Annotated in this window: 11 protein-coding genes and 3 pseudogenes; 9 read left to right on the forward strand and 5 right to left on the reverse strand. The window is 59.2% G+C overall.

The annotated features are described in order from the left end of the window. A pseudogene (mhpE, locus tag G7009_RS19725) lies at positions 1-401 on the forward strand (4-hydroxy-2-oxovalerate aldolase); the annotation flags it as partial. 120 nt (positions 402-521) lie between these two features. Then, positions 522-1,436 (forward strand): SphA family protein, encoded by a 915-nt coding sequence (locus G7009_RS19730; protein WP_258197994.1) that lies wholly within the window; start codon positions 522-524, stop codon positions 1,434-1,436. A 118-nt stretch (positions 1,437-1,554) separates the two neighbouring features. On the opposite strand, the gene G7009_RS19735 is transcribed toward G7009_RS19730, so the two are convergent. Continuing rightward, positions 1,555-2,310, reverse strand: coding sequence for an IclR family transcriptional regulator (locus tag G7009_RS19735; protein ID WP_181131779.1), 756 nt, complete (start codon positions 2,308-2,310; stop codon positions 1,555-1,557). 57 nt (positions 2,311-2,367) lie between these two features. Beyond that, entirely contained in the window at positions 2,368-2,919 is a 552-nt protein-coding gene (locus G7009_RS19740) for a VOC family protein (protein ID WP_181131780.1), read from the reverse strand. Between the two features lie 97 nt (positions 2,920-3,016). Here G7009_RS19740 and G7009_RS19745 point away from each other — a divergent pair, with 97 nt between their 5' ends. The 3 genes from G7009_RS19745 to G7009_RS19755 all read left to right on the forward strand — a co-directional run bounded on the left by G7009_RS19745 (position 3,017) and on the right by G7009_RS19755 (position 5,849). Next, positions 3,017-3,862 carry a fumarylacetoacetate hydrolase family protein gene (locus G7009_RS19745; RefSeq protein WP_181131781.1) on the forward strand — a complete coding sequence of 282 codons (846 nt, stop codon included), beginning with the start codon at positions 3,017-3,019 and terminating at the stop codon, positions 3,860-3,862. A 53-nt stretch (positions 3,863-3,915) separates the two neighbouring features. After that, positions 3,916-5,445, forward strand: a complete 1,530-nt coding sequence (gene mhpA, locus G7009_RS19750; protein ID WP_181131782.1) for a bifunctional 3-(3-hydroxy-phenyl)propionate/3-hydroxycinnamic acid hydroxylase MhpA — start codon at positions 3,916-3,918, stop codon at positions 5,443-5,445. Positions 5,446-5,564: 119 nt separating this feature from the next. Beyond that, entirely contained in the window at positions 5,565-5,849 is a 285-nt protein-coding gene (locus G7009_RS19755) for a HAMP domain-containing protein (RefSeq protein WP_181131783.1), read from the forward strand. A 35-nt stretch (positions 5,850-5,884) separates the two neighbouring features. Here the strand turns inward: G7009_RS19755 and G7009_RS19760 are convergent, their stop codons facing one another. Then, positions 5,885-7,225: an MFS transporter gene (locus G7009_RS19760; RefSeq protein ID WP_181131784.1), complete on the reverse strand. Its 1,341-nt coding sequence runs from the start codon at positions 7,223-7,225 to the stop codon at positions 5,885-5,887. A gap of 423 nt (positions 7,226-7,648) precedes the next feature. On the opposite strand from G7009_RS19760, the gene cfaB reads away from it, so the two are divergent. Further along, entirely contained in the window at positions 7,649-8,833 is a 1,185-nt protein-coding gene (gene cfaB / locus G7009_RS19765; protein ID WP_181131785.1) for a C17 cyclopropane fatty acid synthase CfaB, read from the forward strand. A 7-nt stretch (positions 8,834-8,840) separates the two neighbouring features. Here the strand turns inward: cfaB and cls are convergent, their stop codons facing one another. Beyond that, positions 8,841-10,280: a cardiolipin synthase gene (cls, locus tag G7009_RS19770; protein ID WP_181131786.1), complete on the reverse strand. Its 1,440-nt coding sequence runs from the start codon at positions 10,278-10,280 to the stop codon at positions 8,841-8,843. Between the two features lie 132 nt (positions 10,281-10,412). On the opposite strand from cls, the gene G7009_RS19775 reads away from it, so the two are divergent. Further along, positions 10,413-10,940, forward strand: a complete 528-nt coding sequence (locus G7009_RS19775) for a DUF3617 domain-containing protein (RefSeq protein WP_181131787.1) — start codon at positions 10,413-10,415, stop codon at positions 10,938-10,940. A gap of 3 nt (positions 10,941-10,943) precedes the next feature. Here G7009_RS19775 and G7009_RS19780 read toward each other — a convergent pair. Beyond that, a pseudogene (locus G7009_RS19780) lies at positions 10,944-11,540 on the reverse strand (GTP cyclohydrolase, FolE2/MptA family). A 528-nt stretch (positions 11,541-12,068) separates the two neighbouring features. Between G7009_RS19780 and G7009_RS27830 the strand changes: the two are divergent. Both G7009_RS27830 and G7009_RS19790 read left to right on the forward strand, forming a co-directional pair. After that, positions 12,069-12,964: pseudogene (locus tag G7009_RS27830) on the forward strand (GTP-binding protein); the annotation flags it as partial. Next, positions 12,961-13,305 (forward strand): DUF1826 domain-containing protein, encoded by a 345-nt coding sequence (locus G7009_RS19790; protein ID WP_308813338.1) that lies wholly within the window; start codon positions 12,961-12,963, stop codon positions 13,303-13,305. The pseudogene G7009_RS27830 and the gene G7009_RS19790, both read left to right, overlap by 4 nt. Positions 13,306-13,326: the final 21 nt, after the last annotated feature.

Genomic DNA, 13,326 nt, shown 5'->3' on the forward strand with positions numbered 1-13,326 from the left:
GCGTGGCCAATTCCATCGCCGCGGTGGAGGAGGGCTGCGACCGCATCGACGCCAGCCTCGCCGGCATGGGCGCCGGTGCCGGCAACGCACCGCTGGAGGTGTTCATTGCCGCCGCCGACAAGCTCGGTTGGAACCATGGCACCGACCTTTACGCGCTGATGGATGCCGCCGACGACCTGGTACGCCCGCTGCAGGACCGCCCGGTGCGGGTCGACCGCGAGACCCTGGCGCTCGGTTATGCCGGCGTCTACTCCAGCTTCCTGCGCCATGCCGAGGTGGCCTCGGCGAAGTATGGGATCAAGGCCGTGGACATCCTGGTCGAGTTGGGCAAACGGCGCATGGTCGGTGGCCAGGAAGACATGATCGTCGACGTGGCCCTGGACCTACTGAACCGAAGATAAACGTGAATACCCCGGTGATCTGCTCGGAATGCCGGGGGTGAGGTTGCTCCTTCCAAACGATCCCCACCGTTACCGACGGCAGTCAGTGACTCAAACCCTTGTGTGAAAGCTAGGTGAATTATGAAAAACAATAACAAAATAGCATTATTACGATCGGCCTCAGTTGGTTTTATTCTGCTGGTGACAAACCTCTTCTCTCCACAAGGTTCAGCCACCGAAGGTGGAGGGTCTATGTATCCCATGGGAGCGGACAACTACCTAACCGGTTTCCTGGCGCCGCCCGGTCTTTACGGTTTGGTGTATGGCGAGCATTATGAAGCAGACAATATGCGTGGTAACGATGGCGAAAAGTTGCCCATCAATTTTCATGCAAAAGTCGATGCAGTAGTGCCACGTCTGATTTGGGTAACTGACACCACTGTGCTTGGCGGGAGCCTGGCGGGACACGTGATGGCCCCCCTGGCCGACGTGAAGGTGCGGGTGAACGGCGTCAGCCAGCACAGACAAGGTTTGGGCGACATCACCTTCGGTGCTGGCCTGGGTTACCATTACAGTCAGAATCTTCATGTCATCTACGGAATGGATATTTCCGCTCCAACTGGCAGTTATGATCGCGACGACATTGCCAATCTTGGACGTAACTACTGGATGTTTGAGCCCGTTGCGGCTATTACGTACATTGACCCGCAAGGCCTGAATGCCGACCTCAAAGTCATGTACGACTTTAACTCGAAAAACCCCGACACTCACTATAAATCCGGCCAAGAGTTTCATGTCGATTATACCGTCGGCTGGGCGGTGTCTGAGAGTTTGGTTTTGGGGATAGGGGGATATGCCTACCATCAAACAACCGATGACAAACAAAATGGTGATCGTATAGAAGACAACAAAGGGCGCGCCTTTGCCATTGGCCCGTCAATCAAATATAGCTCTCCAAATAAATGGTTCGTCACTGCAAAGTGGCAGCAGGAGACTGAAGTTCGAAATCGGGCACAAGGGAATGCTTACTGGCTGCGACTAGTGATTCCTCTTTGATCCTGAGGTAGCGATAGCAGGCACCGGATTCGAAGAAAGCGCCGGTGCCTTAGGCTTCTCCTCGACAAAGGCACCATTGCTGTTTGTGGTCGAATTTTTGGCGGATTTGGGATTTGAATCAGAGGACAAGGCCAGAGCCGGCTGCTTCTGATTGAATTCGTTGGGCGGTCTGGTGCATCAACTCCAACAGCTTGGTGCGGTCGCTGAGTTCGAAGCGGCTGGTGGAGGCCACTAGGGCGAGGGCGGCGCAGTTCTCCTTGGCGGAGAACTTCACCGGCACCGACAGTGCCGAGATGCCGGCGTCCAGTTCGCCATGGGAGAGGTAGAAACCGTCGCGACGGATCGCCTGCATTCGCTGCTGGAAGCTTTCCCAGTCGGCACCAAGGCCGGCGGCGGCGATTTTCGCGATGTGGCGGTCGTACAGAGCGCGCAGTTTCTTCGGCGGGTAGTGGGCGATGATCACCTTGGGCGCGCCGCCGAGGAACAGTGGGCGCGGTCGGCCGCGCCCGTAGTTCAGCTGCACGTCGCGCTCCGGTCTTTCGTGGTGCAGGTCGAGGAAGAACTCGCCGTCCATGCGCGACAGCACGCAGCGGCACTCGGTCTTCTCCACCAGCTCGCGCATCAGCGGAATGCTGATGCCCAGCAGCGGGTCGGTGGTGCGGATGATGTAGTCAAGCAGGGCAATGCGCGGCCCCAGGGCGTAGTAGCCGCCATTCAGGCGTTGCAGCAGGCCGGCCTGCATCAGTTCCTTGAGGTAACGGTAGCCGGTGGGCGTCGAGCAGCCCAGCGTGTCGACAATGGCGTCGGCCTCCCACACCGGCCTGTCGCTGGTGAACAGGTCAAGTACCGACAGCATGCGATTCAGGCTGGACATAGGAGCTCCCCGGAGAAAAGAGCCCATTGTAGCCATTGCGCGGACGGCGGCGAGTCACTATGCCTGCATCAGCTCGCGCATCCGCGCTTCCCATTCCGCGCGCGTGCAGAAACCCGGCAGGCTGCGCGCGTGGCGCTCGACTTCGGCCAGCAGTTGCGACTCCGGCAGTTCCAGGTCCACCGGCACCTTCATCGGCTGACTGACATACCAGGGAGTGTCGACGAACAGTTCCAGGCGGTTGCCTTCCGGGTCGCGAACGTAGAAGGACACCGCATTGCCGTGGGTAATGGCGTCGATGTCGCGCGCGCCCAGTTCGACGAAGCGAAGATACAGCTCGCGCAGTGTGTCTAGGGAGTCGGCGGTCAGGGAAATCTGGTTAATCGGGTTGAACGCCAGGCTCGCCGGGCGGCCGCTGGCCAGGACGATCTGGTGGTGGGCCCGCGGGTCGCGGCTGAGGAACACTAGCTGCACCGGCCCAGCCGCGCCCTGCAGGCTGCCGCGGTCGGTGACGGTGAAACCGAGCACACCGGTATAGAACGCCTCCATGGCGGCCATGTCGTGGACGTAGATACCCATGTGATTGAAGGAAAGGCCTTTTTGATTCTGCATTTTTATCACCATTAGATAATTATTGACATAAATTTAGTTTAGTAGCAGCCTTTATGCAAGTAGTTATCGAATTGTGATAAAAACAAGGAGTACTAGGGTGAAATTTCTCAGCTTTGCCATCGCCAACCAGCCCAGCTATGGCTATCTCGCCGAAGACGGCATCGTCGATCTAGGCCGCCGCCTGGCTGGCCGCGCCGAAGACCTGCGCACGCTGCTGGCGCAGCCCGAACCGTTGGCCCTGGCACGCGAGGTCGGCGGTGCCGCCGATTATCGCCTGGAAGAGGTGACGCTGCTGCCGGTGATCCCGAACCCGGAGCAGATCTTCTGCGTCGGCCTGAACTACGCCGAGCACGTGGCCGAGACCAACCACCAGAGCACCGAGCAGCCGATGATCTTCCTTCGCGTGCCCGCCTCCCAAGTAGGCCACGGCCAGCCGCTGCTGCTCCCCCGCGAATCAGAGCGCTTCGACTACGAGGGGGAGATCGCGGTGATCATCGGTAAGCCCGGGCGGCGCATCAGAGAAGCCGACGCATGGGACCACATCGCCGGTTACGCCTGCTACAACGACGGCTCGGTACGCGACTGGCAGTTGCACACCGCTCAATGGGGTCCGGGCAAGAACTTCTACCGCACCGGCGGCTTCGGCCCCTGGATGGTGACCAGCGACGAGATCGGCCCGGACGCCGAGATGACCTTGGTCACCCGGGTCAACGGCGTCGAGCTGCAACGCGCCTCCACCCGCCAGATGATCCACAGCATTCCTAAGCTGATCGCTTACCTCTCCACTGTCACCCCGCTGGTTCCCGGTGATGTGATCGTCACCGGCACCCCCGGCGGCATCGGCCTCAAACGCACGCCGCCGCTGTTCCTCAAACCGGGCGACAAGGTCGAGATCGAAGTCGATCGCATCGGCATCCTGGTCAATGGTGTCGCCGACGACTGAGCCTAGTAGGAGACGGGCCCGCCACCGTCGGGCCCACCAGCGAAGAAAAGACAATGAATAACAACAATCCTCTCAACGAACAGGCCACTGCCCTGTACGACGTCGCCATCGTCGGCTACGGCCCTACCGGCGCCGTGCTGGCCAACCTGATGGCCGAATGCGGCCTCAGCGTGCTGGTCCTGGAGCGCGAGGCCGGCGTCGTGCAACTGCCTCGGGCGATCCGCTTCGACGCCGAATGTATGCGGGTGTTCCAGACCATCGGCCTGCTGCCGCGCCTGCGCGATCAGGTGAGCGCAGCGCCGGGCATGAAGTTCGTCAATGCCACCGACGAATTGCTGATCGAATGGCAGCGTCCGGTGACGCTCGGCAGCCACGGCTGGAGCGACTGCTATCGCGTCCACCAGCCCGACCTCGAACAGGCCTTGCGCGAGCGCCTGCAGGAGCGCGCGGGCGTGCAGGTGCTCAGCCGACACGACGTGTATGCCATTAGCGAGCAGGTCGACCACGTGGTGCTGAGCTACGAGAACATGCGCACCGGCGAGCTGCTCGCCAGCCGAGCCCGTTACGTGATTGGCTGCGACGGCGCGCGTTCGCTGGTTCGCCGGCTGATGGGCAGCGCCCTGGAGGATCTGCAACTGCACGAGCGCTGGCTGGTGGTCGACCTGATGCTCAAGCGGCCGATGCCCGAGCTGGGCGACTATTCAATCCAGTACTGCGACCCGCAGCGCCCCAGCACCTACATCTGCGGCGCCGGTGAGCGCCGGCGCTGGGAAGTAATGGTGATGCCCGGCGACGACCCGGCGCAGCTCAACACGCCGGAGTGGATCTGGCAGCGCTTGGCGCGCTGGATCGGCCCGTCGGACGCGGAGATCGAGCGCTCGGCGGTGTACATGTTCCACTCGGTTGTCGCCCGCCAGTGGCGCCGCGGGCGCCTGATGATCGCCGGCGACGCCGCGCACCAGACCCCGCCTTTCATGGGCCAGGGTATGGCCGCGGGAATCCGCGACGCGGCCAACCTGGCGTGGAAGCTGCGCGCGGTGTTGGCCGGCGAGGCCGGCGACGAGCTGCTGGACAGCTACGAGTCCGAGCGCGTCCCCCATGTCCGGGAGTTCATCGAAGGCGCGGTGCGCTTCGGCGACATTATCCAGACCACCGACAGCGACGCGGTCGCCTCGCGGGACGCCAGCTTGAGCCGCGCCATCAAGCGCTTCCGCACCCCGGAGCCGGTCCTCGGTCCTGGCGCCCACGATGGCGCACCCCTGGGCCTCGCGGGGCAGGTGACCCCGCAGTTCCGCCTGGCCGATGGACGCCTGATGGACGACGCCACCGGCTACCGCTACTTGCTGCTCTGCCGACCCGAGATCAGGGCAGTAGCCGCCGCCCTGCCTGGCCCTGCGCTCGTCTGCCGGGTCGCCGAGGAGCCGGCGGTGCTCGCCTGGCTCGATGGCCTGGGCGCATGCGCCGCGCTGATTCGCCCGGACCGCTACCTGCACGGACTGGCGCGCGCCACGGAGGACCTGGAACCGCTATTGTTCCGCGCCTTCCCGTCGTCCCCGGCCCTACGACGTTCGTACTGCCCGTAATCGCACGGCGGGAGAACGCCTCCCGCCACCCCACCACGTACCAGTACCATGGGAGGAGGAAGTCTTAATATTCGTGGCTCCGATCATCATCGGTGACACTGTAACCCCTTGGTCGTTGAGTGCCGTCTTGCCCACCGAAGGTGCTTGGCGAGTTCAAGGAGTTGGTGTTCAAGCTTTTGCTCATCGGCGTCGTCGCCATGCTGCTGTTTGGTGCCTTGACCTCGTTACTTGGCCAAGCCATGGCCCGACCGTTGAATATCGTTGTACAGGCCATCCAGCAATTGGCGTCAGGGGAGGCCGACCTGAGCGCGCGCTTGCCAGTGCGAGGGCATCCGCTGGGGCTGGCATTACAGCAAGCTGCTTCGATTGCTCGCACAGCGCCTGTTCAGGATGACGCCCACTGAATAAGCGCACACAACAAGCAGTGGGGTCCCGAGATTTAGTCCTGAAGGGCCTGGTGGGCAGTTTCGCGGCTGGCGATGACGGCTATTAGCGCCACCGCAGCGGCGGCCAGCAGGTACCAGGCAGGGGCGGCCTTGTTGCCAGTCAGTTGAATCAACCATGTCGCAATGAAGGGCGCGGTGCCACCGAACAGCGCGTTGGCGGTATTGAAGCTGAATGCGAAGCCACTGAAGCGCACGCGGGTCGGAAACAATTCGGCCAGGAAGCAGGGCAGCGTGCCGTCGTTCATTGCCAGTATGACGCCGAAGGCGATCTGGATCAGTAAGATCATTCCCAGGGTCTGGTTGTCGAGCAGGCTGAACAGCGGCACTGTCAGCACTACGAACAACACTGAAGCGGTGACCAGCATGGTCTTGCGTCCAAATCTGTCCGACAGTCGCCCCATCAAGAAAATCAGCCCGATGTAGGTAGCCAAGGAGACGGATGACGCAATGAATGAATCGCTTTCGCTCATGCCCATCTCGGTCGAGAGGTAGGTAGGCATGTAGCTGAGCAGTAGGTAAAAAGCGATGGCATTCAAGCAAGTCACGCCAATGCCGATCACCACGCTGCGCCGGTGCAAGGTCAGCAATTCACGAACAGGGGCAGGGGTGGCACATTCCTTGGCCTCCAGGCGTTGCTCCATCTCCAGGAACTTGGGGGTGTCTTGCAGATTTACGCGGATGTACCGACCCACCAGGCCGAATGGCGCAGCCAGCAGAAATGGCAGGCGCCAGCCCCAGTCATTCAGCGCTTCGGCTGACATTAAGGCATGCAGCGCGGCGACAAATATGGCACCGAACAGCAATCCTGCGGCCGTGCTTGCTGGCACGATGCTGGTGTAGAAGCCACGTTTGCCCTTGGGTGCATATTCGGCCAGGAACGCCGATGCGCCGGCATATTCACCCGAGGCGGAGAAGCCCTGCACCAACCTTATCAGCAGGAGCAGGGCAGGTGCCCATAGGCCGATGTGTTCGCTGGTAGGCAGGATGCCGATACAGAAGGTGGACACGGACATGATCAGAATCGACCATGACAGTGCGCTGCGGCGACCATAGCGGTCGCCCAGATGGCCCCACACCAGGCCGCCTAGAGGACGAACGATAAACGATAAGGCGAATACCGCGAAGGTTGCCAATAGCCCGGTGGTCTTGTCACTGTGGGGGAAAAAGATTGCGGCGATCACTGTCGCCAGATACCCGTAGGCGGCGTAATCGAACCATTCGACGAAGTTGCCCATGAAGCTGGCGCTGGCGGCTCGGCGCAATGCCTGACGCTCACTGGCTTGCTCACGGGCATCCCTGGCCAGGCTTGCGGACAAGGTAGGTGCGTGGGACATGACAATACCCTCTGTGTAATTGTAATTGGCAGGGTGAAAGGTCAATAAACGCTGCGCGCTCTGAGGACGCATGCGTCTGTGTCAAACACGTAGCAATTGGAACGACGTTAGCGCTGCCCTGGCTGGCCGATGTCTCGAACGAGCAGATATATAAGTCGTTCTGTTGTGGTATGAGGTGCACACTGCGGCGCTGTTCAAGCGTACCGCTGAAGACCATTCGAACAGAACGGCACGGGTGGCTTTTGTGCGAATCCGACCTGGAATTGACCAAATCCGTAGTCGGAGGCAAACCAGTAACTGCCGTTCCACGGCGAGGTGAGCACTAGCCCAGTTGTCAGCCGCTGATTGTCCGATTTAGATTTTCTGCCCGAATGGACTAACCTTTTCTGACAGCCACCGATACTGAAAGGGGAGGGTCACTTCATGCTGGCGCAACTTCCACCTGCCTTGCAGAGCTTGCAGTTGCCACTGCGACTCAAGCTTTGGGACGGCAAGCAATTCGATCTCGGTCCCAGTCCTCAGGTAACCATTGTGGTAAAGGAGCCTCAGCTGATTACACAGTTGACGCACCCCAGCCTGAATGAGCTGGGTGCGGCCTTCGTCGAAGGCAAGCTCGAACTCGAAGGCAGGATTGGGGAAGCCATCCGGGTGTGCGACGAGCTGAGTGAAACCTTGCTCAAGGATGCGCTAGAGGCTCCGCCAATTCGCTCCGCCCATGACAAGGCCACCGACGCCGAGGCCATTTCCTACCACTATGATCTTTCCAATGCGTTCTATCAGCTTTGGCTCGATCAGGACATGGCTTACTCCTGCGCCTACTTCAAGCACCCCGACAATGACCTTGATCAGGCTCAGCAGGACAAGTTCGATCACCTGTGCCGCAAGCTGCGGCTCACGGCAGGAGACCATCTGCTGGACGTCGGTTGTGGGTGGGGCGGCCTCGCGCGGTTCGCGGCACGGGAATATGGCGCTACCGTGTACGGGATTACCCTGAGCAAGGAACAACTGAAGCTGGGCCGCCAACGCGTTCATGACGAGGGGCTATCAGACAAGGTCGACCTGCAGATTCTCGATTACCGCGATATCCCTCAGGATGGCCGCTTCGATAAGGTGGTCAGCGTCGGCATGTTCGAGCATGTCGGACATGCCAACTTGGCGCTTTACTGCCAAAAGCTCTACGGCGCCGTTCGTGAAGGCGGCCTGATCATGAATCACGGGATCACCGCCAAGCATGTGGATGGACGACCTGTTGGCAGGGGCGCGGGTGAGTTCATCGATCGCTATGTCTTTCCGCATGGAGAGCTACCGCACTTGTCGATGATCTGTGCGGCCATCTGTGCCAGCGGACTGGAGGTGGTGGACGTCGAGAGCCTGCGCCTGCACTACGCCAGGACACTCAATCTGTGGAGCGAGCGCCTGGAAAACCAGTTGGACAAAGCTGCTGATATCGTTCCGGAAAAAGCCTTGCGGATCTGGCGGCTGTATCTCGCTGGCTGTGCTTACGCGTTTACCAAGGGATGGATCAATCTGCACCAGATCCTTGCCGTGAAACCCTATGCCGATGGCCGCATCGATCTGCCTTTGACGCGTGAGGATCTCTATCGTTGAGCGCCGCTCAGAGAATAGGTGAAATCAATCGCGCGATACGCATCCCGAGCTGTTGCAGGCGGTGCGTATCGCGGATGTCTTCGTTCGTGATTTCGCGCGATTGTTGAAAATCGTCCAATAGCATTGCTTCCACTTTGGCGGTGAATGTCTGGTCTACGGTCAGCAACATCACTTCGAAGTTGAGACGGAAGGAACGGTTGTCGAGGTTGGCACTGCCGATGGCGCTGATCTCTTCATCGATCAAGACCACTTTCTGGTGCAGAAAGCCCGGTTGATAACGGAACATACGCACACCCGCGCGAACCGCTTCGAAAGCGAACAGGCTGGAAGCGGCGTAGACGATACGATGGTCCGGTCGCGACGGTATGAGAATCCGTACATCCACACCGCGCAGCACTGCCAGCCTCAAGGCAGCGAAAATTGCTTCGTCCGGGATGAAATACGGGCTGGTGATCCAGACCCTGGATGTAGCCGAGTGAATAGCTTCCAGGAAAAACAGCGCGCAGGTTTCCTGCGAATCGGCGGGCCCGCTCGCCAGGAGCTGACATAGGACGCCGTTATCAGGATAAGTATCAGGCAGGATCAACGGTGGCAGTTCACGTGTCGCCCAATACCAGTCTTCGGCAAAAGACTCCTGCAGGCATGCCACTACCGGTCCACTGACCTGGATATGTGTATCTCTCCAAGGTGACAGCCGTGCAAGTCTACCTAGGTACTCGTCACCCACATTCAGGCCGCCGAGGAATCCTTTCACGCCATCCACGACCATTATCTTGCGATGGTTGCGGAAGTTGACCTGAAACCGGTTGAACCAGCCACGACGCGTCGCGAAGGCTTTGACCTGTACATTGCCTTCCCTGAGCGTGCGACTGTAGCGAGCGGGCAAGGCGTGACAACCGACACTGTCATACAGCAGGAAGACCTTTACTCCTTGCGCCGCCTTGCGTAGAAGCAACCGCTGCAAGTCTCGACCTATGGCATCGTCGTGGATGATGAAGAACTGGATCATCACCGTTTCCTTCGCGCTTTCGATCGCGTTGAACATGGCAGTGAACGTGGCATCGCCATTGATGAGCAGCTTCACTTCATTGTTCGCCAGACAGGGCATTCGACCCAGTTTCGGCATCGCTCTCAGCGCGGTGTAGGTTTCTGACTGCCGTGCTGCCAACGCCTCCTCTACCCAAGGCTGCCAATTGAGGTTGGCCATGGCCACGTGCATTTCCTGGTTGGCCTGACGCCGGGCAAGGATGTACGCATAGAAGGAGCGGGCGCCGAAGATCAGGTAGGGGATCAACGTCAGGTATGGGATGAAGAGTAGCGACATGGCCCAGGCAATTGCGCCTTGCGCCGTGCGCACGGTGAAGACTGCATGCAGCGCCGCTACGATCCCGAGCAGGTGAACCAGGCCGATCAGATAGCCGAAAAAGTAGGGACTGTGGTAATCCATGCGCGTCCTGCCTTGTTGAACCGATACCGTTTAACAGACCATGTTCACGGTGGGTGGTGCAACCCAGGACGGTAAATCGCGTCTAACCTTCTGTTCGGCTTTCGGCCGGGATCACTCTAGGAGCATTTTCAAATGATTAATCGCCTGCCACTGCTGGCCCTGGCGCTTGGCCTTGCCAGTCCGATCGTGAACGCTCAAATGCTGCAGCCCGGCCTTTGGGAACTGACCACCAGCAACATGCAGGTCGATGGAAAGCCTTTGCCAGATATGGACTTCATGCTAGGTCAGTTGAAGAACCTGCCGCCGGAACAGCGGGCCATGATGGAAGGCGTATTGGCCAAGCAGGGTATTACCGTTGCGGGGAAGGGGGTGCAATCCTGCCTGACACCGGAGCAGGTCCAGACCAACGATATTCCTTTGCAGGATCCACAATCCGGTTGCAACCAGAAAATTACCGATCGCACGGGTAATGTTTGGAAGTTCCAGTTCACCTGCCCGCGTGCTCAAGGGAGTGGGCAGGCTACTTTCCTCAATGACCGTGAGTTCGTCACGCAAGTCAGCGGCACGTTCAACGCGTCTGGCGTCCAGCAGCAGGGCAGCATGAACACGCGGGCTGTGTGGCTCGGCAGTGATTGCGGTACTGTCAAACCACGGACTTGAGTCTTACCACTGCCATTGGCTGACAGCGACTGCGTCGTGGGCATGCAGGCTTTCCGCATGTTCCACGCGCACTTTGAAGGCATGGAAGCACGGTGATGTCTTCAACCTTGCATGGAGTCGTCTGGCAGCATCTTCGCAGAACATCAGGTTCTGTCCATTTGCCAAGGCGAATGCCTGTTCGTCAGCCCGTTTCACAGCTGTTTGAACGGCTGTACCTAGCGTGGCTTCAACTTCATCAATCAGCTCGGTAACGGGAAGATGTTCCAGGACCGCGTCTAGCCGTGCCTGAGTCTTGCAACGCTGCGTTGGCTGTGCGGAGTTGCCACTATGCTTTGGCTTGTTTCTAGCTAGGCCAAAACCGACTCATAGTCCAACGCGCGCTCCGTGAAATCCTCGATAAACTGGTGCTGGATCAGTTGTCTAGCTAGCGCAGCGGAGCAGAGCAGAGCAGGGGCAAGTCGAGGAGTGCAAAGCCTCCACAAATAGTTCCACGTGGAACACTCCGCTTTTCAATGGCGCATCCAGACGTACTGGATAGCGTTTCCACCCCTCCAACGGGCTCGTCAACGCAGGTCGACTGAGAAGATGCTCGAATTTCAACGACAGGTAAGCACTGCTAAAAGGCCTTCATGGCAAGGAAGTAGTTCAGCAAAAGACGTAACGAAAAAAGCGTCAGCTCCTTGTGCTCGAGTTGAGATAGAGCCAGATACAAGCGCAACATGTGAATCCCACGCGATTCACCGTCGTCGAGACTGACCCCCCGCATCGGCAACTGCGCTCACATGCCGCCTCTCGAATTGTAGGGGCAGTGCGATGCCGCACATGCCGTCCCATTCGAGCGGCACTGCTTGCTGGCTGGTCTGAGCTGCAATATCGGGATGCTTCAGGCTGGTCATGATGATCGTTTTCACAGTGTGAACAAGCTTAGCGGCACCCGGTAAGCAGCTACATTGCGCTGCGCAAATCTAGGGCATGAAGGCTGCAATGACCATCCTCAGCTAGACAATCCGCAACTTCATGCATGTCTCCATGAGCATCACTGACGAATACAGCTTGGCGTAAGCTTATTGTTATACTATAACACCTTTAACGCATCGTCCGAATGCTTTTGCCTGATGAGGCACAGTCATGTCTACCCGTTTGCCCGTTCCTGTACTTTCCGGCTTCCTGGGCGCTGGAAAGAGCACCTTGCTCAATCACATGCTGCAAAATCGTGAAAGCCTGCGGGTCGCCGTGATCGTCAATGACATGAGTGAGATCAATATCGATGCCAGTGAGTCCAGCGGAACGTCGGTCTCAATCGCGCCAAAGAAAAGCTGGTAGAAAGGAGCAATGGCTGTATCTGCTGCCCGCTGCGGGAAGACTTGCTCGAAGAGGTCGCGCGCTTGGCGGAGAAAGGGCGCTTTGACTACCTGCTGATCGAATCCACCGGTATCTCCGATCCTCTGCCAGTGGCGGAAACATTTACCTTCCGTGACGAACAAGGGCGCAGTCTGTCGGTCATGGCCCGCCTGGACACCATGGTCACGGTAGACGATGCCTTGAACTTCATGCATGACTACCAGGCGGCTGACTGTCTCGCCAGCCGTGGGGAGACGATGGGGGAAGAAGACGATCGCTCACTGAGCGACCTGCTCATCGAGCAAGTCGAGTTTGCCGACGTCATCCTGTTGAGCAAGATCGACCTTGTCAGCGAACACGAGCGCAACGAACTTGCCGCGGTTCTGCGAAGCCTGAACCCTCGCACGCGAATCGTGCCCATGATCATGGGTCAGGTACCCCTGGCCACCGTGCTCGACACGGGCCTGTTCGACTTCGAACAAGCCGCGCAAGCGCCTGGATGGCTACAAGAGCTGCGTGGCAAAAATTTGCCTGAAACCGAAGCCTATGGAATTGCTGCCGATACCTGGCAGGCGCGGCGTCCCATGCATCCGCAGCGCTTCTTCGACTTTATCCACACGCCTTGGACGAACGGACGACTCCTGCGTTCCAAGGCTTCATCGCCGACGTCGCGTGGTTGGTGGCCGCCTATACCTGTCTGCTTGGTGCATATCGGGTGGGATTACGACTGCGAGTCCTGGAAGGCGCGATGTGTCCACGGTTCCATGTGGATCAAGTGCCCTTTGCGCCTGTTGATAACTTATACCGGGCTGGGAAGCGAGTGGCGGCCAGAGATTGCGTCGATCGCAGCCCTCCGCGATTGACTACAGTGCCTGTGGATAACATCAAGAAGCTGCAGCTTGGGGAAGTAGCTTTGCTCAAAGGGGAAAGATGGATCGGTAACGAGGGCAGGGGGCTTGTGCATCGTTCGCCTGAAGGCACGCGCAACAGACGTTTGCTGCTCAGCCTTGACTGGCTGGCCTGAGGGGGCATAGTTGAGTCTGAC

The sequence above is a fragment of the Pseudomonas capeferrum genome, assembly GCF_013523055.1.
Taxonomy (GTDB): Bacteria; Pseudomonadota; Gammaproteobacteria; order Pseudomonadales; family Pseudomonadaceae; genus Aquipseudomonas; species Aquipseudomonas capeferrum_A.

Excerpts from the sequence above, each read along its gene's own strand:
- G7009_RS19735 (WP_181131779.1), bottom strand. The coding sequence starts at position 2,310 with ATGTCCAGCCTGAATCGCATGCTGTCGGTACTTGACCTGTTCACCAGC.
- G7009_RS19775 (WP_181131787.1), top strand. The coding sequence starts at position 10,413 with ATGATTAATCGCCTGCCACTGCTGGCCCTGGCGCTTGGCCTTGCCAGT.
- G7009_RS19760 (WP_181131784.1), bottom strand. The coding sequence starts at position 7,225 with ATGTCCCACGCACCTACCTTGTCCGCAAGCCTGGCCAGGGATGCCCGT.
- cfaB (WP_181131785.1), top strand. The coding sequence starts at position 7,649 with ATGCTGGCGCAACTTCCACCTGCCTTGCAGAGCTTGCAGTTGCCACTG.
- cls (WP_181131786.1), bottom strand. The coding sequence starts at position 10,280 with ATGGATTACCACAGTCCCTACTTTTTCGGCTATCTGATCGGCCTGGTT.
- G7009_RS19740 (WP_181131780.1), bottom strand. The coding sequence starts at position 2,919 with ATGCAGAATCAAAAAGGCCTTTCCTTCAATCACATGGGTATCTACGTC.
- mhpA (WP_181131782.1), top strand. The coding sequence starts at position 3,916 with ATGAATAACAACAATCCTCTCAACGAACAGGCCACTGCCCTGTACGAC.
- G7009_RS19730 (WP_258197994.1), top strand. The coding sequence starts at position 522 with ATGAAAAACAATAACAAAATAGCATTATTACGATCGGCCTCAGTTGGT.